At 52.6% G+C, this 25,740-nt stretch carries 19 protein-coding genes; 15 read left to right on the top strand and 4 right to left on the bottom strand.

Features of this window, described 5'->3' with window-relative positions; genetic code table 11:
* The first annotated feature begins 11 nt into the window (after positions 1-11).
* The 8 genes from IPH59_08345 (at position 12) to IPH59_08380 (ending at position 13,078) form a co-directional block, all read left to right on the top strand.
* Positions 12-1,169, top strand: a complete 1,158-nt coding sequence (locus IPH59_08345; protein MBK7091716.1) for an aminotransferase class I/II-fold pyridoxal phosphate-dependent enzyme — start codon at positions 12-14, stop codon at positions 1,167-1,169.
* Positions 1,138-2,151 (top strand): fumarylacetoacetate hydrolase family protein, encoded by a 1,014-nt coding sequence (locus IPH59_08350; protein MBK7091717.1) that lies wholly within the window; start codon positions 1,138-1,140, stop codon positions 2,149-2,151. The genes IPH59_08345 and IPH59_08350 overlap by 32 nt, the downstream gene beginning before the upstream one ends.
* 38 nt (positions 2,152-2,189) lie before the next feature.
* Positions 2,190-3,155 carry a flavin reductase family protein gene (locus IPH59_08355; GenBank protein MBK7091718.1) on the top strand — a complete coding sequence of 322 codons (966 nt, stop codon included), beginning with the start codon at positions 2,190-2,192 and terminating at the stop codon, positions 3,153-3,155.
* 4 nt (positions 3,156-3,159) lie between these two features.
* A complete protein-coding gene (locus IPH59_08360) occupies positions 3,160-5,100 on the top strand; it encodes an acetoacetate--CoA ligase (protein MBK7091719.1) in 1,941 nt (646 codons plus the stop codon).
* A 220-nt stretch (positions 5,101-5,320) separates the two neighbouring features.
* Positions 5,321-7,066 carry an aromatic amino acid hydroxylase gene (locus IPH59_08365; GenBank protein ID MBK7091720.1) on the top strand — a complete coding sequence of 582 codons (1,746 nt, stop codon included), beginning with the start codon at positions 5,321-5,323 and terminating at the stop codon, positions 7,064-7,066.
* Between the two features lie 224 nt (positions 7,067-7,290).
* The gene (locus tag IPH59_08370; protein ID MBK7091721.1) at positions 7,291-8,868 is read left to right on the top strand and encodes a TolC family protein; all 1,578 of its coding nucleotides are present in this window, start codon (positions 7,291-7,293) and stop codon (positions 8,866-8,868) included.
* 13 nt (positions 8,869-8,881) lie between these two features.
* Entirely contained in the window at positions 8,882-9,958 is a 1,077-nt protein-coding gene (locus IPH59_08375) for an efflux RND transporter periplasmic adaptor subunit (protein ID MBK7091722.1), read from the top strand.
* A gap of 15 nt (positions 9,959-9,973) precedes the next feature.
* Positions 9,974-13,078, top strand: a complete 3,105-nt coding sequence (locus tag IPH59_08380) for an efflux RND transporter permease subunit (protein MBK7091723.1) — start codon at positions 9,974-9,976, stop codon at positions 13,076-13,078.
* Positions 13,079-13,161: 83 nt separating this feature from the next.
* Here the strand turns inward: IPH59_08380 and IPH59_08385 are convergent, their stop codons facing one another.
* From IPH59_08385 to IPH59_08400, 4 genes are read right to left on the bottom strand one after another with little or no spacing between them, the layout of a single operon-like run.
* The gene (locus IPH59_08385) at positions 13,162-14,361 is read right to left on the bottom strand and encodes a response regulator (GenBank protein ID MBK7091724.1); all 1,200 of its coding nucleotides are present in this window, start codon (positions 14,359-14,361) and stop codon (positions 13,162-13,164) included.
* A gap of 12 nt (positions 14,362-14,373) precedes the next feature.
* A complete protein-coding gene (locus IPH59_08390) occupies positions 14,374-15,576 on the bottom strand; it encodes an HDOD domain-containing protein (GenBank protein ID MBK7091725.1) in 1,203 nt (400 codons plus the stop codon).
* Positions 15,573-15,914 carry a hypothetical protein gene (locus IPH59_08395; GenBank protein ID MBK7091726.1) on the bottom strand — a complete coding sequence of 114 codons (342 nt, stop codon included), beginning with the start codon at positions 15,912-15,914 and terminating at the stop codon, positions 15,573-15,575. The genes IPH59_08390 and IPH59_08395 overlap by 4 nt, the downstream gene beginning before the upstream one ends.
* Positions 15,911-20,209: a PAS domain S-box protein gene (locus IPH59_08400; GenBank protein MBK7091727.1), complete on the bottom strand. Its 4,299-nt coding sequence runs from the start codon at positions 20,207-20,209 to the stop codon at positions 15,911-15,913. Before IPH59_08400 ends, IPH59_08395 begins: the two co-directional genes overlap by 4 nt.
* Positions 20,210-20,717: 508 nt before the next feature.
* Here IPH59_08400 and IPH59_08405 point away from each other — a divergent pair.
* The 7 genes from IPH59_08405 (at position 20,718) to IPH59_08435 (ending at position 25,717) form a co-directional block, all read left to right on the top strand.
* Entirely contained in the window at positions 20,718-21,062 is a 345-nt protein-coding gene (locus tag IPH59_08405) for an RNA-binding protein (GenBank protein ID MBK7091728.1), read from the top strand.
* Positions 21,063-21,319: 257 nt separating this feature from the next.
* Positions 21,320-21,703 carry a hypothetical protein gene (locus tag IPH59_08410; protein MBK7091729.1) on the top strand — a complete coding sequence of 128 codons (384 nt, stop codon included), beginning with the start codon at positions 21,320-21,322 and terminating at the stop codon, positions 21,701-21,703.
* Positions 21,688-22,824, top strand: coding sequence for a hypothetical protein (locus IPH59_08415; protein ID MBK7091730.1), 1,137 nt, complete (start codon positions 21,688-21,690; stop codon positions 22,822-22,824). Before IPH59_08410 ends, IPH59_08415 begins: the two co-directional genes overlap by 16 nt.
* A gap of 50 nt (positions 22,825-22,874) precedes the next feature.
* Positions 22,875-23,426: a hypothetical protein gene (locus IPH59_08420; GenBank protein MBK7091731.1), complete on the top strand. Its 552-nt coding sequence runs from the start codon at positions 22,875-22,877 to the stop codon at positions 23,424-23,426.
* 24 nt (positions 23,427-23,450) lie between these two features.
* Positions 23,451-24,239, top strand: coding sequence for a dockerin type I repeat-containing protein (locus IPH59_08425; GenBank protein MBK7091732.1), 789 nt, complete (start codon positions 23,451-23,453; stop codon positions 24,237-24,239).
* A 283-nt stretch (positions 24,240-24,522) separates the two neighbouring features.
* Complete coding sequence (locus IPH59_08430) at positions 24,523-24,948, top strand: GTP pyrophosphokinase (GenBank protein ID MBK7091733.1); 426 nt, start codon at positions 24,523-24,525, stop codon at positions 24,946-24,948.
* 85 nt (positions 24,949-25,033) lie between these two features.
* The gene (locus IPH59_08435; GenBank protein MBK7091734.1) at positions 25,034-25,717 is read left to right on the top strand and encodes a histidine phosphatase family protein; all 684 of its coding nucleotides are present in this window, start codon (positions 25,034-25,036) and stop codon (positions 25,715-25,717) included.
* Positions 25,718-25,740: the final 23 nt, after the last annotated feature.

Consider the following 25,740-nt stretch of genomic DNA (forward strand, 5'->3'; position numbering starts at 1 on the left):
CGGGAGTTGCCGTGATTAAGATTCCACACCACATTGAAAATCTCTGGCCGTACAAAGCAGGCAAATCGATTTCTGAACTCGCGCGCGAGAAGGGTCTCAAGCGCATTGTTAAACTGGCTTCCAATGAAAACCCCAACGGCCCGTCGCCGCGGGCACTCGCGGCAATCCGGCAAGCGCTGCCGCAATCGCATCTCTATGTCGATCCCGGCGCCTATGAACTCACGCAGGCAATTGCCAAAGAATTCGGCAAACGTCCCTCGCAAATTGTCTGTGGACACGGCACCGATGCGATCATCGAATACATCCTCGTCGCCTTCTCGGACGCCGGCGATGAAGTTCTGACTTCGCAAGGCACCTTCATCGGTATCTACGTTAACACCAACAAGCTCGGTCGCAGACTCGTCGCGCTTCCTCTGAAGAATTACGCATTCGATCTCGAAGCGATCGTCAAATCCGGCACCGAAAAAACCAAGATCATTTACTTGGCAAATCCCAACAATCCGACCGGCAGCATCTTCACTCGTTCACAATTTGATTGGTTTATGTCGCGCGTGCCCGACTATGTCACCGTCATACTCGACGAAGCCTATTGCCAATACTGCGAAAACGAACCCGAGTATCCGAACGGCTTGGAATACGAATACGACAATCTCATCGTCACGCGCACCTTCTCCAAAGCCTACGGTCTTGGCGGTTTGCGCGTCGGATTCGCCTCAGGACCGGAGCGCTTAATCAGCGCCATTACCAAGGTCAAACTGCCATTCGAACCAAATCATCTCGCGCAGGTTGGCGCGTTAGCGGCGCTGACCGATTACGAATTCCTGAAACTAACACAGGTTGTCAACGCTCGCTCAATCCGCATGTTCGAAGACGGCTTTGACCAACTCGGAATCTCTCGCATCAAGACATACTGCAATTCGATTCTGCTGCTCATGCCGACCGAGCAATTCGCCGAGCAGTTCTTCTTGCGTTGTCTCGATCGCGGCCTTATTGTCCGCCACGTAAAATCCTTCGGAATCCCCGAAGGTATCCGTATCAATTCTGGTTCGGAGGACGAGACTGAGTTTGCGCTCGAAGTGATCGCCGATGTCTATCCGGGTCTTTTGAAAGAACACACACAGGGGAATGTAACTCAGAATGAAGCTTGTATCATTCATCAATCAGAATAATCAGGAACGCGCCGGCATCTTTGTGAACGGCTCAGTCTACGACCTGAGCGACGGCGCTCGCGCCGTTGGCGCGTCACTTCCGACAACGATGGCGGAATTCCTCAAGGGTGAAGAGCGCGCCATGGAATTCGCCAACCTCGTCAGCGAAGCAATCAACTCCGGGAAAGTCACCGAAGTCGCTGAAATTGCAAAAATGCTCGCGCCGGTGCCGCATCCGACGTCTTGCCGCGATGGCTACGCCTTCCGTCAGCATGTCGCCACGGCACGTCGCAATCGCGGTGTCGAAATGATCCCCGAGTTCGATCAGTATCCGATATTCTACTTCACGAATCACAACGCTATCTTCGGCGAGGGCGATGTTCTCATCGAGGATGATCATCTCAAAGGCCTCGACTTCGAGCTCGAATGCGCCGTCGTAATCGGCAAGCGCGGCAAGAACATCGAAGCCGCCGACGCCGACCAATACATCGCCGGCTACACAATCATGAATGACTTGTCCGCACGTGTCCTCCAGATGGAAGAAATGAAACTCAATCTCGGTCCCGCCAAGGGAAAGGATTTTGCCACCACCATCGGACCATGGTTGGTAACTCCGGACGAACTTGCGGCTAGAAAATCCGAATCGCTCTTCGGTGCGCGCCACAACTTGCGCATGCTCGCACGACACAACGGCAAGCAAATCTCTGACGGCAACGTCAACCAAATGAATTGGACATTTGCCGAAATCATTGAACGCGCCTCCTATGGAGTGGAGTTGCTTCCGGGCGATGTCATTGGTTCCGGCACTGTCGGCACCGGTTGCTACCTCGAACTTAACGGCACGTGGGCGCTCGAAGCCAAAGACCGCGGTGAGACGCATACGCCGATTTGGCTCAAGGAAGGCGACACCATTGAACTCGAAATCGACTATCTCGGTGTGCTGACCAACAAGATCGTCAAATCACCGGGCAACAGGTCCATTCTGGCAAAGAAGAAAATGTAACGTGCACTCATCGGTGCACAGGTCGAACATTCATCTGTATGTTGCAAATTGATCCGAAAAATACTCCGATCCCGGTCGTTCATCAATACTTGCTTGGCGGCGTTGCCCCACGACCGATTGCATTGGTGTCGACGTTGTCCGCAGACGGTGTCCGCAACCTGACGCCGTTTTCATTTTTCAATGCCTTTGGCGCCAATCCGCCGATGATCGCCTTTTCACCGGCCCGCCGTGGTCGCGACGGCACTCTCAAAGACACTTACAACAATCTCATGGCGACGAAAGAGTGCACCGTCCAAGCGGTCACTCATGCAATCTTGCACCAGATAAATCTCGCCTCTGCAGAGTTTCCGTCCGATGTCGATGAGTTCGTCAAAAGCGGTCTCACTCCGATCTCTTCAGTCGTAGTCAAACCGGCTCGCGTCAAAGAATCCCCATTCCAAATGGAATGCATTCTCAGGCAGATGATCCCGCTTGGCGAAGGCAAAGCATCAGGAAATCTCGCTATCTGCGAAGTCGTGATGATGCACATCGCCGAGGACATCCTTGAAGGCACAATCATCAACCCCGGTCGCATCGACCATGTCGCCCGCAACGGCGGCGATTGGTGGAGCCGTGTCACGAGTGCAAATGCCTTCAAGCTAGCGAAGCCGGGCTCCGATGCCTTGATCGGCTACGATGGCCTTCCCGAATTCGTTCGTCGCTCCCAAGTCCTTTCAGCCAATAATCTCGCACAGCTTGCCAACTGGCCGGCTGCACCGTCTCTCGAAGACGCACGCAGTCTCATCGACGAAGATTCCACTATCGAGATCTCGCGCGTAACTTTTGAACGGCTCGCACGCGTCGGCAATTACACCGCCATGATCAAATTGGCGCAGGCTGCTGTACGCTCCGGCATGAAGAATTTCTACTTATTCGAGCAGACTGCCAAGACTGCTCTCGACTTTGCCGACGACCGCGACTTCGCATGGAAATCACTCTTGCTCGGAAACTCCCTTACCAAGTAGCTCGATGAAAGACCCGATCTGGCGGCCTACAACGGAACGAATCGCAAACTCCAACCTAACCGCTTACCAGAAATTCCTTGTCGACAACTTCGCGCTCAAATTCGCAGACTTCGCTCAGCTGTATCAATGGTCAGTCTCCGATATCCCGAAATTCTGGAAATCGATCTGGAAATTTGCGGATGTCATCCATTCCCGCGGTTATGATCGCATTAACGATGGCGACCACATGTGGGACAATCATTGGTTCACCGGCGCGAAACTGAACTACGCCGAAAATCTGCTCCGCCACTCCGCTGACCGTAACGCTATCGTCTGCTGGAATGAATCTGGAGATAAGCGCCGCCTGACTTTTGGCGAGTTGCGCTCTCAGGTCGCCGCCTGTGCCGCCGGCTTGCGTGCAAGCGGTGTTGGCGTTGGTGATCGCGTTGCCGCTTACATGCCCAACATGCCCGAATCTGTCATCATGATGCTCGCCGCGACCAGCATCGGCGCTATTTGGTCATCATGTTCTCCCGACTTCGGACTTCAGGGTGTCTTGGACCGCTTTCAACAGATTGAACCCAAAATACTCCTCGCCGTCGATAGCTACTCCTATCACGGAAAACTAATCGACCGGTCCGATACACTCTTGCATATCGTTGAAGGCTTGCCGACACTTCGGCGGGCAGTGATCGTCAATCGCAAATCGCCGATATTCGCTGCCGATTCAAGATTTGTCGATTGGAACGATTTCCTCCAACCGACTGCAGAGCCGCTCCAATTCGCTCAGCTCGACTTTGATCACCCGATCTACATCCTCTATTCGTCGGGCACAACCGGTGTCCCCAAGTGCATCGTCCACGGTGCCGGCGGAACCTTGCTCCAACATTTCAAAGAGCATTCATTTCACTGCGATCTCAAACCCGGCGACGTCCTCTGTTACTTCACCACCTGTGGCTGGATGATGTGGAACTGGCTTGTAGGCGCACTATTCAATGGTGTGACTATCTTCCTATATGATGGCAGCCCCGCTCATCCCGATTTGAGCACTCTCTGGAACGCCATCGACGAAGAAAACATCAACGTCTTCGGCACCAGCCCGAAATTCCTCCAATCATGCGAGTCCGCTGGTTTGTCACCGCGAAAATCACATCGCCTCGACTCACTGAAAGCCATTCTCTCAACAGGATCTCCTTTGCCTGATTCTTCCTTCGAATGGGTCTACCGCGAAGTCAAATCCGATATCCAGCTTGCCTCGATCTCCGGCGGCACTGATATCGTATCTTGTTTCATGTTGGGCGCACCCACCATCCCGGTGTACTCCGGCGAAATCCAGACTCGCGGTCTGGGAATGAAAGTCGAGACCTTCAATGATGAAGGGAAGAGCGTCATCGACGAAGTCGGAGAACTCGTCTGCACTGCGCCATTTCCGTCACGTCCGGTCCAGTTCTGGAATGATCCCGACGGCGCGAAGTACAAGTCTGCGTACTTCGATCATTTTCCTGGTATCTGGCGTCACGGCGACTTCATCAAAATCACCGAATCCGGCGGCATCATCGTTTATGGCCGTTCCGATGCCACCCTCAATCGCGGGGGCGTCCGAATCGGTACTGCCGAAATCTATGGCCCCGTCGAAGCTCTCCCCGAGATCGAGGACAGCCTCGTTGTCGAGCGTCGAATTGGCTCCGATAGCCAAGTTGTTCTTTTTGTCGTCCTTGCAGAAGGATCAGATTTAAATGAAGACCTGATTCAGAAAATCCGCCGCACTATTCGAGAGCAGGAGTCTCCCCGCCATGTACCCGACAAAATAGTACCGATAGCCGAAATTCCTCGCACCGTCAGCGGTAAGAAAGTAGAGCTGGCAGTTGGTCGAATTCTCAATGGCCAACCGGTAACCAATCGCGAAGCTCTTGCTAACCCAAACTCGCTCCTTCAGTTTGAAGCGCTTGCCAAATCCTGGGAGTAGCCAAGGTACTAATCAGCAACTTCCCGCACAAAAATCCGCTTGCCCGAATCGTATAATTGTATGTAATATAGAGCGTTATAGTGCAGGATGACCCACTGGATTGATTCAGAACCATCCTGCGGCAATTTCGGAAGTACCTACGGAGAACCGACCAATGAAGAAATTTCGTTCGCCGCGTCCTGACGCCGGAGCAACGGTTGACAAAGACGCCACTGCCCGAATGAATCTTCCCGACAATGAGAATATCCGCCGCCTGCCTAACCATTTGCGGCAGTTCATTGTTGACCAAAGTTACGAACGCTACACCTCCGTCGATCATGCCGTCTGGCGCTATGTTATGCGCCAGAACTACAATTTTCTCCGCGAATATGCGCACCTCATCTACTTCGACGGCCTCGAGAAAACCGGTATCGGCGTTGAGCGAATTCCGTCGATTCTCGAAATGAACGAGATTCTCTCGCGCATCGGTTGGGCAGCAGTTTCAGTAGATGGTTTCATTCCACCGTCCGCCTTTATGGAATTTCAAGAATATCGCGTTCTCGTCATTGCCGCCGACATTCGCCAGATTGAACACGTCGAATACACGCCGGCTCCCGACATTATCCACGAAGCCGCCGGTCACGCCCCGATCATCGCCGACCAACAATATGCCGACTATCTCCAGCAATTCGGTGCTGTAGGCGCCAAAGCAATGTCGTCAAAGAAAGATTTCGAGCTGTACGAAGCGATTCGTCACCTGTCCATCCTCAAAGAAGCCCATACTTCCAAACCGGAAGAAATCAGACACGCCGAAGATGATGTCGCCTTCAAACAAGCCAATCTCGGCAAACCATCAGAAATGGCGTTGGTGTCACGCTTGCATTGGTGGACTGTAGAATATGGACTGATTGGCACTCTGGATAAACCAAAGATATTCGGCGCCGGTTTGCTGTCTTCCATCGGCGAATCCGCCAACTGCATCAAGCCGACGGTGAAGAAGATCCTCTATTCCATCGACGCCGCGAATTATGCCTTTGATATCACAAACCAGCAGCCGCAGCTATTTGTTACGCCCAGTTTCGAGCATTTGAGCGAGGTTCTTGCCGACTTCGCCTCCCGTATGGCTTACAAAGTCGGCGGACTCGAAGGCGTCAAAAAGGCCATCGAATGCAACAACACTTGCACTTGCCAGTACAGCTCCGGAGTTCAAGTCTCCGGCACCTTCTCTGAAGTCCTGCTTGACGATAGGGGAGAGTTGGCTTACATCCGGACAAACTCGCCAACCAATCTTGCATTCGAAAACAAAGAACTCCCCGGCCACGACAAACAGTATCATCACGACGGCTTCGGCTCGCCTGTCGGCAGATTGCGCCACCATCCGCTGCCGCTAGAAGACTGCAGCGATGGTGAACTCCAGCATCTTGGCATCGTTGCCAACCGGGAGGCAGAACTGATTTTCGAAAGTGGCGTTACCGTCAAGGGTACTGTATTAACCGTCCTACGCCGCGGTGGCAAAGTGGTCCTGATCAGTTTCGATGACTGCAAAGTCACATTCAATGACAGCACTCTATTTGACCCGTCGTGGGGCAACTACGATATGACTGTCGGCGCCAAGATTGCTTCAGTATTCTCCGGAGCCGCCGACAAGGACGCTTACGACCAAGCCCACATCGTTCCTCGAGAACGCACTATCAAAGTCACATACGACGAAAAGCGTCTTGCGCTGCATGAACTGTACCAGACAGTCCGCAACTGCCGCGAACAGGGAAGTGGTCATGATACTCTGCCCGGCATCTGGGCGACACTTCGCTATTCGCATCAGAATGACTGGCTGCTCTCGATGGAAATTCTCGAACTGCTTTCCAAGTCGAACCTCTATCCAAATGTCGCTACCGAGATTCGTGCCTATCTGCAACAGCGCGCTCGAGAAGATGAATCACTTACCAAAATGATCGAAGACGGCTTTCATTTGATAGCTATTCAATAAGAACCGACCAACAATTGTCCCGCTGAGTTAGTATGAAATCATGCAAGCATTTACATCTGGCCATCCAATCGACTTGGACTCTTCTGAAACAAATGTGATTGACTAAAGAGGGCCGTTTTAAATTCGTATGTAAAGTTTGTGTTAAAGCAGAAACCTTGAGGGGCATTTTGCGTTAGAGTGAATAATTGGCTGTAACCTTTGTCTATTTTCTGAAATGTAGGTCTATGAAGTTTATTCTTATTCTGTTCTCGGGCCTGATCCTGATTTCAGCGAATGCCGCTGCCCAATCAGGACAAATGCGTAATGATGCCACTCTCTTGCGTCCCGATAGCGCTTTTGCTGCGACTATCGCCGCTATGAAGGGCCAGAAGCTTAGTCTTGCCGAGGCGCGCAATCTCGCGATTAAAAACGCCACTGAAGTCAGATTAGCCTCTGCATCCCTGCTGGCCGCCAAGGGCGAACTGCGCCGCGTCCGCGGTGGATTCGACCCCGAACTCTTTGCCGAATTGGGACGTTCAGGCAACGACGCACCCAGTGCCAGCCCTTTCGGCGGCGCCGACGTTGTCGAAACCGAACAAACCAACACAACGACCGGCGTTCGCATGAAACTGCCATTTGGCACCGAAATCGAAGCCAGCGTCAACGCCCGCAAGCTCGAAACGAATTCCTCGTTTGCCGCGCTTAATCCCGAGTATAGCGCAACGAGCTTACTCCAACTGACTCAGCCGTTGTTGAGTGGATTTGGTCCTGCCGCAAAGGCAGACCTCTCCGCAGCGCGCCACCAATACGAGGCTGCATTGGCTCGCTATGAACAGGCTCTTCTCAATGTCGGTGCCGATATCGAGAACAAATATTGGGACCTCTATGCTGCAGAACGCGATTTGGCGGTTCAAATACTGATTCGTGACCGTGGTCTGGCATTCCTCAATCAGGCATCACTGCGTGCAAAGGCAGGATTGGTTGGACCCGGCGACGTCGCAAAAGCGCGCGTATTCGTCGCCGATCAGGAACAACAGGTGCTTGACCGCGAAGAGGCAATCGGCAGAATCTCCGACGAACTTGCGTCCCTGATTGGCCAACGGCCTTCAGATGGCACACCTCGGTTTCGCCCGACTGATACTCCGATTTCCGCTTACGCTGCTCCACCCAGCGCCGAGTCAGTAGTTTCTGAAGCGATGGAAAGAAATCAACGCCTCAAGGCCGCAGAAATGGACCTCGAAGCAGCTCGCGCTCGCGAAGCCGGCGGCAAATGGAATGCCTGGCCAACTCTTGATCTGGTCGGCTCAATCGGCGGCAACGGACTTGCCGGTACTGCCCAAGAAATCGCGTTTGGTGGCGAGACTTATACTTCCGATTTTGACGGCAGCGCCGGAGACTCCTGGAGTCAGGCAATCAGCCGTGATTATCCAAATTGGTCCATTGGTCTTACGTTTGCCATGCCAATCGGGCTCCGACCCGGCCGTGGCGAACGCGATCGTTTGAGCGCCGAGCGAATTCGCAGCGAACAACTGCTCGTTGATACCAGACGAACCTTAGAAGAAGACGTTCGCGCATATCACCGCGAACTGCTCTATGCCAACCAGCGATTGATCGCCGCCGAAGAGGGCGTCGAGGCATCATTAGAGCAGGTTCGAATCGGTGTGCTCGATTACGATACTGGGCGAATCTCTGCCGTCGAGATCGTATTACTGGCAGAAGATCTGGCGCGTGCTCAACAAAGCTGGACGCGCGCACTTGTAAAGGCTGCAAAGGCCACAGCACAGTTACGGAAATTCACTGGCTCACCTGATAATTCAAACTGATAGGATATACATAATGCCAACCAAATCTCTTACACTACGACTGCTCTTGTTTATCTCCCTTATCGGGATTGTCAGCTCGATCGCTGGCTGCCAGACCAAACAGGCGGGCGGATTTCAGATGCCGCCAACCCCAGTCGAAACCGCGACCGTCGAGCTCTCGACCGTCACCGATCGTTTTGAATCTGTAGGTTCAATTGATGCGAGCGAAATGATCACTGTCGTCTCCGAAATCGACGCGCTCGTCATGGCTTTGCCGTTTCGCGAAGGCGCCCCGATCGGCAAGGGCGACCTCATCGCTCAACTCGACGACTCGAAACTGGCCGCCGAAGTTGCCAAAGCTGAAGCTACCGTCGAACAGCGCCGTGCGAGTTACGATCGTGTGAAATCCGTCGTCGATCAAAATGCTGCGGCACCTCAGGATCTCGATGATGCCGCCGCCGAACTCAAGCGCGCTGAAGCTGAGCTCGCATTTGCTCAGGCAAATCTCGACAAGACCCGCATCGTCGCGCCGTTTTCCGGTGTCGTCGGCGCACGTCGCGTCAGCCCCGGTGCATTCCTGCGCGCGGGAAGTGCCATCACCGATCTCACCCAATTCGAAACGATCAAAGTCACTTTTTCTGCACCGGAACGATTCTATCCCAGCCTTACACGCGGAGCAGAAGTCCAAGTGTCTACAACTGCTTTCCCTGACTACGTCTTGAAAGGCACCATCGATGTCGTTGAGCCGATGATTGATCAGGCAACTCGTTCAGTCAAGATTATCGCGAAAGTACAAAATCCTGAAGGCAAGTTCCGCCCGGGTATGTCGGCAAATGTCACCGCAATCCTGCAAGAGCGTCAACAATCAATGTCGATTCCCGATGAAGCAATTTTCGCTGAAGGCAGCCAGACGCTTGTCTTTGTCGTTTCTCCAGATAGCACTGCCGTTCGGACCCCGATTACAATCGGTACGCGCATGAGTGATGCCGTCGAAGTCTTGACGGGCCTCAAGGCTGGCGACAAAATCGTCAGGGCGGGCCACCAGAAACTCTACGATGGCGCCAAAGTGATGCCGGTAAGTTCGCAGCCGGAATCAACCAAGACTAACTAACTAAGAGGACCACTCATGAAAATAAGTGAACTATCAATTAAGAGACCCGTCTTCGCCACGGTGATGAGTCTCGCCATCGTGCTATTCGGCATTGTGGCTTATACTCGTCTCCCGGTCCGCGAGTACCCGAACATTGACTCGCCAATCGTCTCCGTGAACACTTTCTATCGCGGCGCCAGCGCTCGCGTTATGGAAACGGAAATCACCGACGTTCTCGAAGAACAACTTGCCACGATCGAGGGCATCCGCACGATGACCTCCTCAAGCAGTGAGCAGGGTTCCGGCATTTCGATTGAATTCGAACTCGATCGCAATATTGAAGAGGCCGCCAACGACGTGCGCGACAAAGTAAGCCGCACCCTCGGACAGCTTCCTGCAGAAGCCGACGAACCTGTCGTTTCCAAGATCGATGCCAACGCTCAGCCAATTATCTGGATCGCTTTGTCAAGTGATCGCCACAACACCCTCGAACTCTCCGAAGTCGCCGACCTTCAATTGAAAGAACGCGTCCTGCGCCTTCCCGGCGTCGGCGCAGTTATCATCGGCGGCGAACGCAGATATTCAATGCGCGTTTGGCTCGACCCGCAGTTGATGGCCGCACACGGTTTGACAACTACCGATGTCGAAAACGCCATTCGCCGCGCTAATGCCGAAGTTCCCGGCGGTCGTGTCGAAGGGAAGGGGAGGGAATTTTCTGTTCTTACCCGTGGCGAAGTTTCTCAACCGGAAGAGTTCGCCGCCATCATCGTCAAGCAAAACGGTGACGAACAGGTGCGGCTCGGTGATGTTGCCAAGGTCGAAGTCGGCGCAGAAGACGACCGCACGGCGACCCGCTACAACGGGAAACCTGCCGTTGGCCTTGGTGTCGTTAAACAATCGACCGCCAGCACACTCTCGGTCGGTGAAGAAGTTGAGAAAGCGCTGCCCGAATTGCGCAAGTTACTCCCGCAAGGAATGGAAATCCAGTTCGCTTACAATTCCTCAGTATTCGTCCGCCAATCGATCAGCGAAGTCGGCGAGACTATTCTCATCGCTCTGGCATTGGTCGTATTGGTAATTCTCGCATTCCTCAAGAGCCTGCGCGCTACCGTCATTCCGGCAGTCGCGATTCCGATTTCAATCATCGGCTCTCTCGCCGTTGCCTACTTCCTCGGATTCACGATCAACATCTTGACGCTCTTGGCAATCGTTCTCGCGATCGGGCTTGTCGTCGATGATGCTATCGTTATGCTCGAAAACATCTATCGACACCTCCAAATGGGGAAGAGCCGTCTTCGCGCTTCGTACGACGGCGCCAAGGAGATCGGCTTTGCAGTGCTCGCCACAACTATCGCACTCGTAGCAGTATTTGTGCCGCTGGCATTCTTGACCGGTAGTGTCGGAAGATTGTTTAACGAGTTCGGTATCACCGTCGCCGCAGCGGTCTTGATTTCCGGATTCGTCGCACTGACATTCACGCCGATGCTATGCTCCAAGATTCTCAAGCCATTGCACGGTACTTCGAACAGCTGGGCATCGCGCTCCTTCGATGCGTTTTTTGAATGGGTTGATCGTACCTATGATCGCGTTCTTCGTTTCTGTATTCGCAACAAGGGGCTGACTATTGCCGGATCAGTAGTATTCGTCGGCCTGGGGCTATTCCTTTACACATTCTTGCCGAGCGAACTGATTCCTACCGAAGACCGCGGCACTGCCTTCGGACTTGTCATTGCCCCCGACGGTTCAACACTCGAATACACTGACCGCTACATGCGTCAGCTTGAAGGCATCTTAATGAGCCTGCCGGAGCATCAGGGACTCTTTACAGCAACCGGTCTCTCATTTGGTGCCGCCGGTTCGCCCAGCGACGGCTTCGCTTTCTTCCGACTTAAAGAGCGTTCCGAAAGAGAAAAGTCTCAACAGCAAATCGTCGGTGAAATGTTCCCGCCGTTGTTTGCCATCCCCGGTGTCACTTCATTCTTGATCAACCTGCCCAGTCTCAACACCGGCGCCGGCAACACTCCAATCGAGTATGTCCTGCTCGGTGATACCTATGATGACTTGCAGTCCGCTGTCGGCATCATGATGCGCAAAGCATCCGAGCTTGGGTTCTTGATCAACCTGAACACCGATCTCAAACTCAACAAACCGCAGTTGGAAATCCACATCGACCGCGATCGTGCAGCCCAGCTTGGTGTCTCCGTCGCCGATATCGGCACGACTCTCGAGACTTTCCTTGGTGGCCGCGTCGTCTCAAACTTCAAGCGCGCGTCTAAGCAATACGACGTGATTCTTCAATTGCGTCCGCAGGATCGCGCAACTCCCGACGCTATCGATCAGCTTTATATCAGGGGCAACGGTCAACTGGTACAACTCGCGACCGTTGTCAACGTTACCGAAACCGTCGCGCCAAAATCGCTAAACCACTTCAATCGCGTTCGCTCGGCAAAAATCACCGCCAATCTTCCTCCCGGCGTAGCCCTTGGCGACGCTATCGACGCACTCGACAACATCGCGCAGACCGAATTACCGCCGAGTATCAAGACCGATCTGTCGGGTCAGTCGCGCGAATTTCGTGACTCCAGTTCGAGTTTGTACTTCATGTTCGTTCTCGCCGTCGTGTTCATCTTCCTGGTGCTCGCAGCGCAGTTCGAAAGCTTCGTCCACCCGTTCACGATCTTGCTTGCCGTGCCGTTAGCTATCGTCGGCGCGATCGCGGCACTGTTCGCCTTCGGCCAGTCAATGAACATCTTTTCGCAGATCGGCCTAATCATGTTGATTGGCTTGGTCACGAAGAACTCTATCCTGATCGTCGAATTTGCCAACCAGTTACGTGAGCAGGGACAGGATGCCCTCAATGCAGTCATTGAATCATCGCGAATTCGCTTACGCCCGATTCTTATGACCTCGTTTGCGACTGTGTTTGGCGTACTCCCGATCGCCATCGGTCTCGGCGCTGGCGCCGAGTCGCGGCGTCCGCTCGGTATCGCTGTTGTCGGCGGGTTGATATTTTCGACCTTCCTGACGTTGGTTCTCGTGCCGGTGGTTTACGCACTGCTCGCCCGATTTACTCCGGCACACGGCCACGAGGAAGAGCACGCTATGCATTCCGAAATTGCTGAAAAACCGGCCGGCGTGTAATCGGCGTCTTCAAACAACGACCCAAAAACAAAGGGCGGGGACATCGTCCCCGCCCTTGGCATTGAAGCGCCGAACTTCACATCTTACGTTCCCATTGGTGCGTCAATAGTTTTTCCAATAACAGCCGGCCTTGCTGCGGGGACGATTGCGCGAATCTTTTGATCAATTTCCTTCCGATGAAGGTAATTCTCCAGTCGCGTGCGCAGCGAAAGTGTCGCCTTCTGCCCCTTCGGCGCTACAAGCAGCCCTGATCTGGTATGAATATCTTGGGCAAGCGTCATTGAGTCCGTCAAATCACGGATCGCAACTTCGCGCAACTCCGTTTCAACGGCGACAACTTCGACCTGCTCAAGTGTACGCGCCAACAGCGGACAGAACTCGCTATTGCGCATTTTCAGGTTTCCAATCACATGATCGTGAAGCTGTCCCGTCAATGTCAGCGTATCGAATTCGGTTGATATCTTCAACAGTTGCGCACCCAATACTACCCGGTTGCCCATGATGTTCTCAACCGTGGCGCCGCAATCCTTGAATTCAACCATCTGCGTGGCGATCATTTGGCTCACTTCATTCAATCTCGGAATAAGTGAAATCAACTTGCCGCCAAACTCCGGGTGCGAATGATACATCTTGCTCTCTTCACTGCTCAGCTCAGTACCGGAATATACCTTCTCAAGAATATCCGGCGGAATCGACACGCAGCCAATTTGTGACAGAAGAGCAGCTATGTCGAACTCCCATACATTCTCCAATGCCAGCTGCCGGGCGAGTTGACTCACATACTCTTTCACCCGCGACGAACGGCTAAACGCCAACGGGCTGGCTAGGGCAAGAGTATCCGCCAATACCTGAACGCTGCCCTTGAGCGTCTGCTCAAGCAACTCGCGCTCCGATGTAATCAGCCGGTACTGCTCAACCCCCGCCTCAATTGCCCATTCCATCGTCGCCTTTTGGCACGGCTTCACCAGGAACCTGAAAATGTTGCCTTCATTGACGGCATGCATCGCCGTGTCTAACTCGGCATTGCCGGTCAGCATGATGCGAACCGTGTCAGGGTTAATCTCTCGCGCTCGGGCAAGAAACTGTATTCCGTTCATGTCCGGCATCCGCATGTCCGACACCACCACTTGGAACGGTCCTTGCAGTCGCATAGCCTGAAGTCCCTCGACGCCGCCTTCTGCTATCATCAACTCAAATCGATTGTGAAACTGTCGAGCAACCGCATCAAGAAAATTGCGGTCGTCGTCGACGAACAAAACTCTAATCGTCGATTGTGTGGTCATCTCGAATTCTCCTTATGCCTGGGCTTCGACGGTACAGCCTTGAGCCAGTTCGTCGACCATATCTGCCAATTGTATATTTCTCAGATAGTTCATATCAAGCTCGTTAGACTTCCACTGATTGATGTCGTCATAACGATCCCGATGATGTAGCGCGTTCGCGATATGAACCGCGGTCAGTGCGTTAACCTTCGGACTATCTACACGGCTCGGTTGATGATGCTGCAACACCGCCTCAACCGTTGAATCCGGCTCACCCCAAAGCGACAGCAGGTAAGCGCCAATCTCCGCGTGGCTCACACCTAAAATCTCCGCTTCGGTTTTGTGCATTGGTTCTCCGGTTTGTGCTGTATTGGTCATCGCTGCAGCGTAGTTCTCCCGGAAATGCATCAATAGAATCGGCTTGCCGATGTCATGCATCATTCCCGCCAACATCGCGTCGTCCAACAAACGCTTTTCAAGCTTCAGTTTGCGAGCAATACATTGAGCTGTTACCCCAACCTTCATGCTGTGCGAGTAGACTGATTCCAGACTCACGCCATTCAACTCGGCTATATTGAACTGCTCGAATACTCCCGCAGTCAGCACCAGCGCCTTGATCGTTTCCATCCCCAGAAGGCTCACCGCCCTCAGCGGGCTCTCGACATGTGTCGGCAATCCAAAGAACGCCGAGTTCACCATTTGCAGTATCTTCGTCGTCATCCCAATATCTTCTGCCACAATCCTGGCGACCGTGTCGAGTGAAATCGTCTCCGACCCAAGCGCCTCCAATAGCCGGTGATAAGTTGCCGGAAGAGTCGGCAGCGACGGTACATTGGCGATCTGTCGGCGCAACTCCGCATTGGCAAGCAGCCCGCGAATAGCAAACGAGTTTTTGATGCTCGATATCAGTTGCGCCGGTTCGCATGGCTTGGCGAGAAATTGATGAGTGCATCCGACGGACTGCAGTATCAGCTCGTGATCGGAATGTCCCGACAAGATGAACCGCACAGTGTCGGGGTACAATTCTGCCACTTGCCGCAGCAACTGCGCGCCGTTTATCTCCGGCATCCTCATGTCGGAAATGACAGCATCATACGGTTTCTCAGCCATCATCACCAAAGCCGAACGGGCGTCTTCCGCAAATGACATTTCCCATTCATCCGACATCTTGTGAAGCATTCGCTTCAGTCCCGACAACACATTGGGGCTGTCATCAACGAATATCACCCTTTTCATACCAGTGACTCCTGTGTTGTACGCAATGGCAGTTTTATGAAGAAAGTCGTCCCTTTGCCTTCTTCTGTCTCGAAGTAAATCTCGCCTCCGTGCTTTTCGACAACCGTTGCGCGCGCAATTGCCAATCCTTGGCCCGTGCCGCGCCCAACTTCTTTGGTCGTAAAGAAGGGTTCAAACACGCGATCTCGCACAGCTTGCTTGATACCGATTCCGGTATCCGAAATCGATACCACTATCGCATCCTTCGTCTGAGTTGTTCGGACGGTTATAGTCCCGCGTTCCTTGCCTTCCGATGTTACCTCTCCGATTGCATGAGCGGCATTCACCAGCAGGTTCAAAACACCTGGTTCAACTCGCTGGCGTATCCGAGCACTGAAGGCAAGTCGGGATCGAGTTCTTTCACGACATTGGCGACATACTTCAGTTCATTGTGCGCCACGGTCAACGTCGTCGACAAAGCTCGGTTAATATCAATCATTGACATCTCGCGCTTGTCTGGGTGCGAGAAATCCTTCATCGCCCTTACGATATTGGCAACCCGGTCGATTCCCTGGAGACTCTGTTCGAGCGCGCGCGGAATCTCTTCTTTCAAATATGGCAAGTCTGCTTTGCTGATCGCTTGGAACAACTGTGAAATCTCCGGTATCGAGTGCGCCAACTCAGCCTTGGTCTTCGCAAGCTCGCTGGCTTGATCCATCAGCTTCAGCAGATCCGCAAAAGCATCCGACAAGAAATGCGTATTATCCCCGACAAATTGGATCGGCGTGTTAATCTCGTGTGCAATTCCGGCGGCCAAAGCGCCGACTGCTTCAAGTTTCTGCGCCTGTCTCAACTGCGACTCCAGCGCTACCAGCTTGGTCACGTCGCGTTTCACTGCCACGAAATTGATGATCTTCCCGGCGCCATCGCGCACGGCGCGGATCGAAGTTTCAGCTTCGACCAGCGACCCGTCTTTGCGCTTATTCACCATTCTGCCTTTCCAAATATCGCCTCGCAATATTGTGTCCCAAAGATTCTGATAGAATGGCTTCGAGTGCTCACCACTATTAAGTATCCGGGGATTTTTGCCCAACACTTCAGATTGCGAAAATCCGGTAATTTCCTCAAAAGCCGGATTCACGTACTGAATCCGCCCATCGGTATCCGTTATCATGATTGCTTCAGCCGCTTGCTCTACTGCGGCAGTCAGCTTGATCCGTCGTTCGTCTTCCGATTTTTGTTCAGTTACGTCGAGAATCAACCCTTGCAAACTGACCTTGCCCTGCGCGAAATCGCCTTCCGCCCAGCCATGCTCCCAAACCCAGCGTTCTTTTCCGTCTGCTCCGAGAATCCGATATGTCAGCTCATACTGCTCACCGGCATCCAGCGCCGCCTGCAACTGCCGGTTGGTTGACTCACGGTCATCAGGATGTATCAATCCTCCGAACGTCAGTTTCTTACTTCCAATCAAATCTTCGACAGGGAATCCAGTGAGGTTATAGCATCCGTCGCTGGCAAACTCCAACGTTCGGTCTACGTCATTGCGGCAACGGTATATCATTCCCGGCAAATTGGTCATCAGCGCAGTGAGCAGGCGATGACTCTCAGACAGCGACCGCTCCGCTTGTTTGCGCGCTGTGATGTCGATTGCGATATTGGTAATGCCTATTATCTGCCCTTGCATGTCGCGTCGCGGTTCAATGCTGAGATCGTAAAAACGCCGCGAATTCTGGACGAAGGCGCGGTATTCTGTTCGTTCTCCGACACCCGTACTCAGCACTCGTTTCTTCATCTTGACTACGCGATCAACTTCATCGGGCCAGAATAGCGGCTCATGTGCTTCTACTTCAAAATCCTCAAGTTCAGTGTCCGGATCAGGATTGAATATCCATTCATATTGAAGATCGCGGTTTTGATGTGACACAATCATCCCCGAACTGCTGATGGCCAAACGGAATCGCTCCTCGCTCTCCCGCAGCGCCATTTCGATTCGCTTCCGGTCGGTGATGTCCTGAAGCGTTCCCACGATCCGAAACACTGTGCCGTTCTCATCCACGATCGGTGCGCCTTGCAGCTGGACGAATTTCTTTCGCCCACTTTCTGGCAAGGTTATTGAACAGTCGAGATTTATTGGCTTGAAGCTCTTGGTCGCGTTCTCAATCGACTCACTTACCTTGTCCAGTTCATCGCCGTAATATTTTCGCCAAAGATCCATTGAATTGAGTTGCTCTATCGAACGATCCATCTCAAAGATGTCATACATTTGATCCGAGAACATCAATGCCCCCGATTCAACTTCCAACTCCCAATGCCCGATTCGGCCGATTCGCTGTGCTTCCCTGAGTTTCTCTTCGCTGTCCCGCAACTTCTGCTCAAACTTCTGTTGCTCGGTGACATCGCGGAAAATCGCAAATGCGCCGCAATGTTCTCCTTGAGCGTCATAACGATTAGCCGAAGAAATGATCAGTGACCGCGAACTGCCATCTTGGCGAGTAATCTCGATCTGATAGCGGCTGGCCTCACTGCCTTTTCTTTTCGCTACTGTCTTTAGAATCATATCATATTGCTCAGCAGTCGTGAATTCAGCAATCCTACGGCCCACCAAGGTACCGATCGGCACGCCGAACATTTCTTCTGCAGACCTATTGGCGAAAAGACAACGATCCTCAAGATCGACAATCCCTATTCCTTCTGCCGTGTTTTCCACGAGCGAGCGATAACGCTCTTCGCTCTCGCGCAGCGTCTCTTCCGCCTTCTTGCGGTCGCTGATATCAAGAATCGTACCCACCAGACCGCCCAATTTTCCTTCGGTGTTCCGGTAAGCTGCCTGGTACAACACGACGTCGTGTGCAGCCCCATCAGAAAACGTGAGCCGTCCTTCCCAACTTTCAGTCTTTCCACTCTGTAGGACGCGCTCGTCCTGCTGGACGATCAGTGTGGATTCTGATTCGTTGAAAATCGCGGCCGCTGTTCGCCCGATAATCTCGCCGCGTGACATGCCGATGCTCGACTCAAATGACCGATTGCATCCAACAAACACTCCCGCTATGTCCTTGTAGAACACTGGCGTCGGAATCGAGTCGATGAGTTGTTGCAGGAACCGCAGGTGATCCTGAACTCTCAGCTCCGATTTCAATCGTTGCGTTACATCACGAATCTCAGCGACTACCGCGGACTCTGAATCGACGTGAATGCGCTTCAGACACATTTCAGTTTCAAGCAACTCGCCAGTGCCGCCTCGGAATCGCCAATTTAGTCTCTGCTGCGTTCCCTCGTGGCCGGCATCCAGCCTGATTCTGATCGCTTCATGAGATGATTTCCCATCCGGCTGATCGATAGGGGAGATGTCCGCAATCGTCATCCCAATGATCTGATCGCGAGACAGTCCGAACAATTTACACGCTTGTTCGCTGCAATCCGTGATCTGGTACTGCCGTATCAGCAAGAATGCAACCGCCGAGCTGTCGAAAAGCGTCCGATAACGATTCTCGCTTTCACGCATTGCCTTTTCTGCTCGAGCCTTTGCAGTGACATCGCGAGCTATGCCGGTCGTCCCGATTACCAAACCATCGATATCATAAACCGGAGTCTTGATCGTCTCGATTATTAGTCGCGATCCATCGACGAAAACTATCGGCTCCTCAAGGCGCCGCGTTTCGCCGCTCGCCATCACTTCTTTGTCGTCTTTGCGATACTTTTCGGCAATTTCACGTGGCCAAAGTTCAAGATCAGTCTTACCGACAACCTCTGCCTGACTTAGACCGCATGCCTCTGCAAAAGGTGCATTGACGATCACGAATCGACTTTCGGTATCTTTCAGCCAGGCGATGTCCGGAATGTTGTTCAGAATTGCTTCCTGCTGTTTGTGGACCTTGGCCGCCATCGCTTCTGCCTGCCTCTGCGAAGTCAAATTGCTGCACGTCAAAACGAATCCGTCATAGCCGCCGTTCGGTCTCGCCACTTCAGCCGCTTCAAGCAGAACATCAATCGCCTGCCCGTCTTTGCCGTGAGCAGTAATCTCTGATGTCCAACGCTCGCCCTGAGTTGAATCCCAATTGTTCAGCAATGTAAATGGATTTTCGATCAACTTTAAAATGGACGCAAACGACTTCCCAATCGCTTCGCTCTCGCTGTAACCAAAGATCGCCTCGGCTGAACCGCACCATCTCTTCACGATCCCGTGAGCGTCAGTCAGAACAATCGCCGCAGGGATGTGTGCAAGTATGACCTGTAAAAGCGCTTGTCCTTGCCGGGCAGTTTCTTCTTCCGTGAGATTGCGAACTATCGCATACAGTTCATTTGTCTTACCCGGTACCAGTCGCGCTTGATAATCCACCAGTACGTCGTCGTACGGAAGACTGATGTAGCAGTACTGTATCTTCTGTGAATCTATTGTCTCAGCAATTCGAGGTAAGAGGAAGTCTGCTGTCTCAGCGGGCATTATCTCCGACAATGAACGCCCAAGCAGTTCTTCCGGCGGTCTGAATGGTCGTGTACCGCTGCCGGCGAAGTACTCAAGTATCACACCATCTCGGGTCATCCTGAATACCGTATCTGGATTGTCTTCCAGAAAATCACCGCGACTGTCCAGATAGTGGGAGGTGCCAACGTGATTTGCTGGTCGATTGGACTTGGTTTCACTTGAGGTAATCATGTTTCCTTCGCGTACTGCAGGCGCTTTGACTCGAAAGTCTGAAGTATGCCTCTTTCCGCCGATTTTGCCCGTTAATCACCTTTGTGGTCATTTGTCTTATACCCGAAGCCCGAATCCGAGCTTTCCTCTTAAAAATTATCGACAAAACCCACAACTTCGTTAGAGCAGATGCGTTGCGTCGCTAAGTTGTTGTATGGCAATATGATAGCAACATCGAAACGAGCCACGATTTAAGCTGTTTACTGCCGATTTCCGCTTTCCAGCCAGACCGCGGTCCTTGATCGCGAAAATAATCTAAAATAATGTTGGACTTTCGCTTATCGCCGAACGTATATGAAGCATGTTAACCAATCTCCACGTGTAACTTTGTTCAAGCCTTGCATCTGAAAAATCAATTCTTGTCAAATTCCGAGTTCGGAGATTCGCGCAATCGTGCGCAATCACACATTTTGGTTTTGACTCATGACTATGTCATGTGCCGAGATCAAATCATCTACAGGAGTGTAGAATGAACATTTTCGTAGGCAATCTCTCACGCGAAACGGCGGAAGCCGATCTGCGCCAGGCATTCGAGGCATTTGGGCAAGTTACCCGTGCGACCGTTATCATCGACAAGATGACCAATCAGTCCAAGGGTTTCGGCTTTGTTGAAATGTCTTCCAAAGAAGAAGCCGATGCAGCCATTACCGGCATGTCCGGCAAGGAACTGCATGGTCGCACGCTCAACGTGAGCGAAGCTCGCCCGCGTACCGAAAACGACCGCAGCGGTGGCGGTGGTCGTAGCGGTGGTGGCGGCTACGGTGGCGGCGGTGGACGCAGCGGTGGCGGTGGCTACGGCGGCGGACGTCGCTAATTCCAATTGACTATCTGCGCATAATCGCGCTGTGATCAATTCAGGCAGGAGTCTTCTGACTCCTGCCTTCTTATTTATATCCAAATTTCTCCGCATTCCGCCATCCCGATTTCTCATAGCTGGTAAAAGTAGTTGACTTTTTTGTCAACAAAGAGTAAGTTCTATACAATAGAAAACTATCCACGATTGCATCGGTGAGGTGTTTTATCGTTACTGCAAAGTCTATACTCTTCGTCTTCTTATTGGTCTTGGCGCCAATGTCGCTGCTCCTTGCAGCCGACGAAATCCCAGTGACTGAGTCCGCGCAGCCTTTTGTCGATCTTGATGGCGATGGCTTCGATGACTCCATGGAAGACAACAATGGCGACGGCATCCCGGAACCCGCAACTGAGAAACAACAAGCGACATCTACCGCTGCCACAAGCGACAACATGTTTGCATCTGTTCAACTCGTCAAGAGCAGTGTGCCGGTATTCCTCCACAATTCCGGATCGTTTAACCACCTTAAGCGTCAATTAACAGCTTTGGTCCAACACCGCGGCGGTTTCAGCATCGGAGCTGATTTCGGACCCGGTAGTGACATCGGTAGCGGCGCTGTTTTGGGTGGGGCATGTGCAGGTGGGGCTTGCGGACCGAAGTAAGCCTATACAAATACCGCCTTCTTCCGATGCTGGCAGTCGCTCTGTTTAGCGCCTGCTTTCCTGCATTACTCTTTGCCAATACTCTCTTCGAACTTGGTATCAACGGCGGCTACACCGACAACCTCGTAGGCGATTCAAGCTCCCTCGTCGATCGGTATTCAACCACCACCGCTTCGGTGCGTTTCTACCCGACTTCAAAAACCGAGTTCAATGTCTCCGGCGATGCGATGTTCTACGACCGTAATCCCGGACTTTCAAATCGCAAAATTGGAATCGGCGCCAAATTCATACCTTTGAACCCCGAATCCCGTCTGGCTTTGTTTCTCAGCTCCGACTTTGATATTCGCCGCTATCGCGCTGACTATGACCGATACAACAATAATAACTTCAATGTCCGCACTTCAATCGGTTATCGGCTCAGCGCCACAGCGCGTCTTCGTGCCGGCATTCAAATTCTCGGCTCCGAATATCTTGGTTCCAGCAGCGGCGACAAAACCTCTGCCGAAGCATACCTCGGATTCAATACCACACTTTTTGGTGACAACAGTATCGACTGCGAACTTGGTTATGGTTCGATGGACTACCGTTTTATCGATCCGGGCTTGGAGTTTATCGATTTCGAAAATCCCGAAGGCGCATTGGTGAGCGGCAAACTCCGCTCCTTCTACTTGTCGCCTCGTTTTTCAAGACCTCTCGGCAGCCAAACTGGTCTTAACCTGACTCTGTCGTTCCGCCAATTCGCAAACGACAACGACCGCATCGTCTACGGATCTTCCGTCGGCTTGCTCTCGCCTTGGACATCTGTTTGGGAAGGCACCTCTGCGACATTGACCGTCAAAAGTTATCTGATACCGCACTGCGTTACGACAATCGGCACCGGCTACTGGAATCGCCGTCATCTCCGGACTATTGAAAACAACATGTTTCCATTGGTGATCGGAACTGACCGCGATGACGAGCAAGTCCGCAGCTACTGTCAGGTGGCGCGCCCGGTTCTGATCGGTGCAGGGCTCCTTCTGCAGCCCTATCTTAGTCTCGAATTTAGCAACAATCGGTCGACTAATCGGCTGTTTGAATACACCAGTTTCGCAATCAGTACCGGCATTAGTCTCAAACTCTGAGACAATACCGACAGCACATTTCTCAGAATTCTTCCGGAAAGGAGTTCACCTTGAGATCTTCCGCACTATCAAAAGTGATTCTCATCCTGGCAATGCTTAGCCTATCCTTTGCCTCGGCGGTAGGGGAGAACGCGGCTTCGACACCAATAAACCGCTCGGCATATACGCTGGAAGAATCAACAACCTCTCCGGCCGTGGCTGCTTCACCCCGCGATTCCTACCACGGAACATTGCGGATTTACATCGAAGAGCCTGTCTCGCGATATCGCGACTTCACGAACAAAAATTACCACTTCGGTTTTCTTGGATTTGCCGTCAATCAGGAAGTCTCCATCAATGACGGTGAAGTCCTTACCGATACTGTGATCTGGAATGTCGGATCAATCGGCGCAGTTGCGCAGAACAACATCGAAGCAATCGCCGTACTGACCAATGCTGAAGGCCATGCCGCCTATTCCAGCCCAAGCGACAACACATTCCCGTTCACAGCTCACTATGTTGATGCCGCAGCCTCGTCATTGCCTGGTATCGTTGGCATCGAAGATGCCGGCGGTTCGTACACGCATACAGTCTTCCTTGAGGAAGCAACGGCCAGCACCTGAAGCTCCTGTCCTGTCACCCGTGCGGTGCTCGAAACAATCTACACTTCAGGCAGCTATCAATTCCTGTATACGGCAATGGTTACCAGCAACTCTGCCGCGTCATCCTACCTGTTCAGCAATTATAATACCGGCTACACACCGACTGTCTACTTCGATGGCGGTCACGGCGTTTATGTCGGCGGTTCATCAAATCAAACGAACTACACCAGCCGAATCGTCCAGGCTTCAACCCGGACAGTTGCTCCACTGAAGCTCGCGGTCAAATTGAACTTCATCAGCACGACGCAGCTCTCCGTGGAATACTATGTCAAGACCACCAACCGGGCACCGTCTACACCGGCTCAAGTTGCAGGACCTGTCCTTGCACGAACCGATGCTCCGCTGCAGTATGTCGCCAATCTCGTGGATGCCGATGGCGATCTCGTCTTCTGTCGCTGGATTCTCGACAAGGAAGACACTACCGCCTGGTTCGGACCCTATCATTCCGGCGATACCAGTATGATTTCGCAAACTTGGCAATCGACAGGTGCCTTTGAAGTCGCCGTTCAGACCAAAGACTATTGGGAAGTCCAAACCGTAGCCAGCACACCATTGATAACGACTGTTTACAAGTGCGGCGATGCCGACGGTAGCGGCAGTATTTCAATCTCCGATGCAGTCAAGCTTATCGCGCACATCTTCGGCGGCGGTACGGCGCCATCACCACCTGAAGCCGGTGATGCTAACTGTTCAGGCGGAATGAGTATCTCGGATGCGGTCTATCTCATCGCCCATATCTTTGGTGGCGGACCGGCTCCTTGTAGCGGTTGCTAAGACCGTCACGATTCTACGAATCGAAAACTATAGACTATTTCAACGGAACCGACAAATTCGGTTCCGTTTTCTTTTTTCATAGACTGTGTTCACTCGCCTTGAATTCGTGCCACTCATCAGCCAAACAATCATTGACCTATTCCTAACACAATTCTAACACGTATACCTATAAAGGGCACACAATCGAAACCGATGCTTCGCATTCAATTTTGGAAGCGCTTTGCTCGATATTTCGCGCTTCGATGGGATGCGGCTAAATCGTATTCCCGATAGGAGGTTATCGATGTCCACACTCGATAAAGCGGTTGCAATTGCTGTCGATGCCCATACCGGCCAAGTCGATAAGTACGGTCAACCATACATCCTTCATCCGGTTCGCGTGATGTCCCGCGTCGAATCGCCGGATGAAAAAATCGTCGCAATTCTGCACGATGTCGTCGAAGACAGCGATCGAACTCTTGACGACCTTCGCAAAGAAGGTTTCGCCGATGATATTATCAACGCGATTGGTTTGCTCACCAAAGGCGCTGACGAAGCCTATACCGATTATGTCTCTCGACTGGCGCACAATCGCCTCGCGCGTAGCGTCAAGCTGGCCGATCTCGAAGACAACATGGACTTGCGCCGCATATCCGCATTGACGGACAATGACTCTAAACGGTTGCAGCGCTACCATTGGGCCTGGCAATTTTTGCGGGAAGTGAAATAGGCGTAATCCGGTTGTGACTTGCAAGTCACGCCGCGATCGCTCGAATATTCAAACGGAAACTCATTGAGATTTTCGGAGATATGAAATGAAAACCCTCATTCTCGTAAGACATGCCAAAGCCGCCGATCGACACAAGCATCTGTCCGACTTAGAACGTGCTCTTACGCCTGCTGGCCAAAAAGACGCCCGACGAGCTGCCAGAGCACTTAAATCCAAAGGCGTCATTCCCAGCCTCTTTGTGTCCAGTCCTGCCAATCGCGCACTTGAAACTGCACACGTTTTCGCCGCCGAACTCGGATATCCCATCCAAAAAATCGCGCTCAAGCAATCCGCTTATGACGCCATGGATGCCGAATCCCTATTCAACGTAATTCGCGAAACGGAAGACCATCACGATACAGTTCTCTTGTTCGGACATAACCCGTCGCTCGAAGAGTTCGCTTCGAGTCTGTTGCTTGGCTTCGAGTCTGACTTGCCCAAGGCCGGCGTTGTCGAAATTGTTATCGAAAAGGAAAGTTGGCGTGACATCCTGCCCGGCGATGGCCGTAGTCCCGAGGGGGAGGACTCCGCTGCCGCCACCGAGGTTGCAGTCCCATCAGCGAAGGAACTCCGCCGTGAATTGCGCTCCAAAATCGAACCCGCGCTCCGCTTCGTAATTAACGAACTTCACGATTCCGGCGCTGACAAACTAAGCGGCGAGATTGAGGAAGCATCCGAGATACTCGCTCGCCGCCTTGCGAAAGTAATCAGATCCGAAAAATCCGCTTGACCGGCACGCCAGAGAATGGATTA

The sequence above is a fragment of the bacterium genome, assembly GCA_016708315.1.
Taxonomy (GTDB): domain Bacteria; phylum Zixibacteria; class MSB-5A5; order CAIYYT01; family CAIYYT01; genus JADJGC01.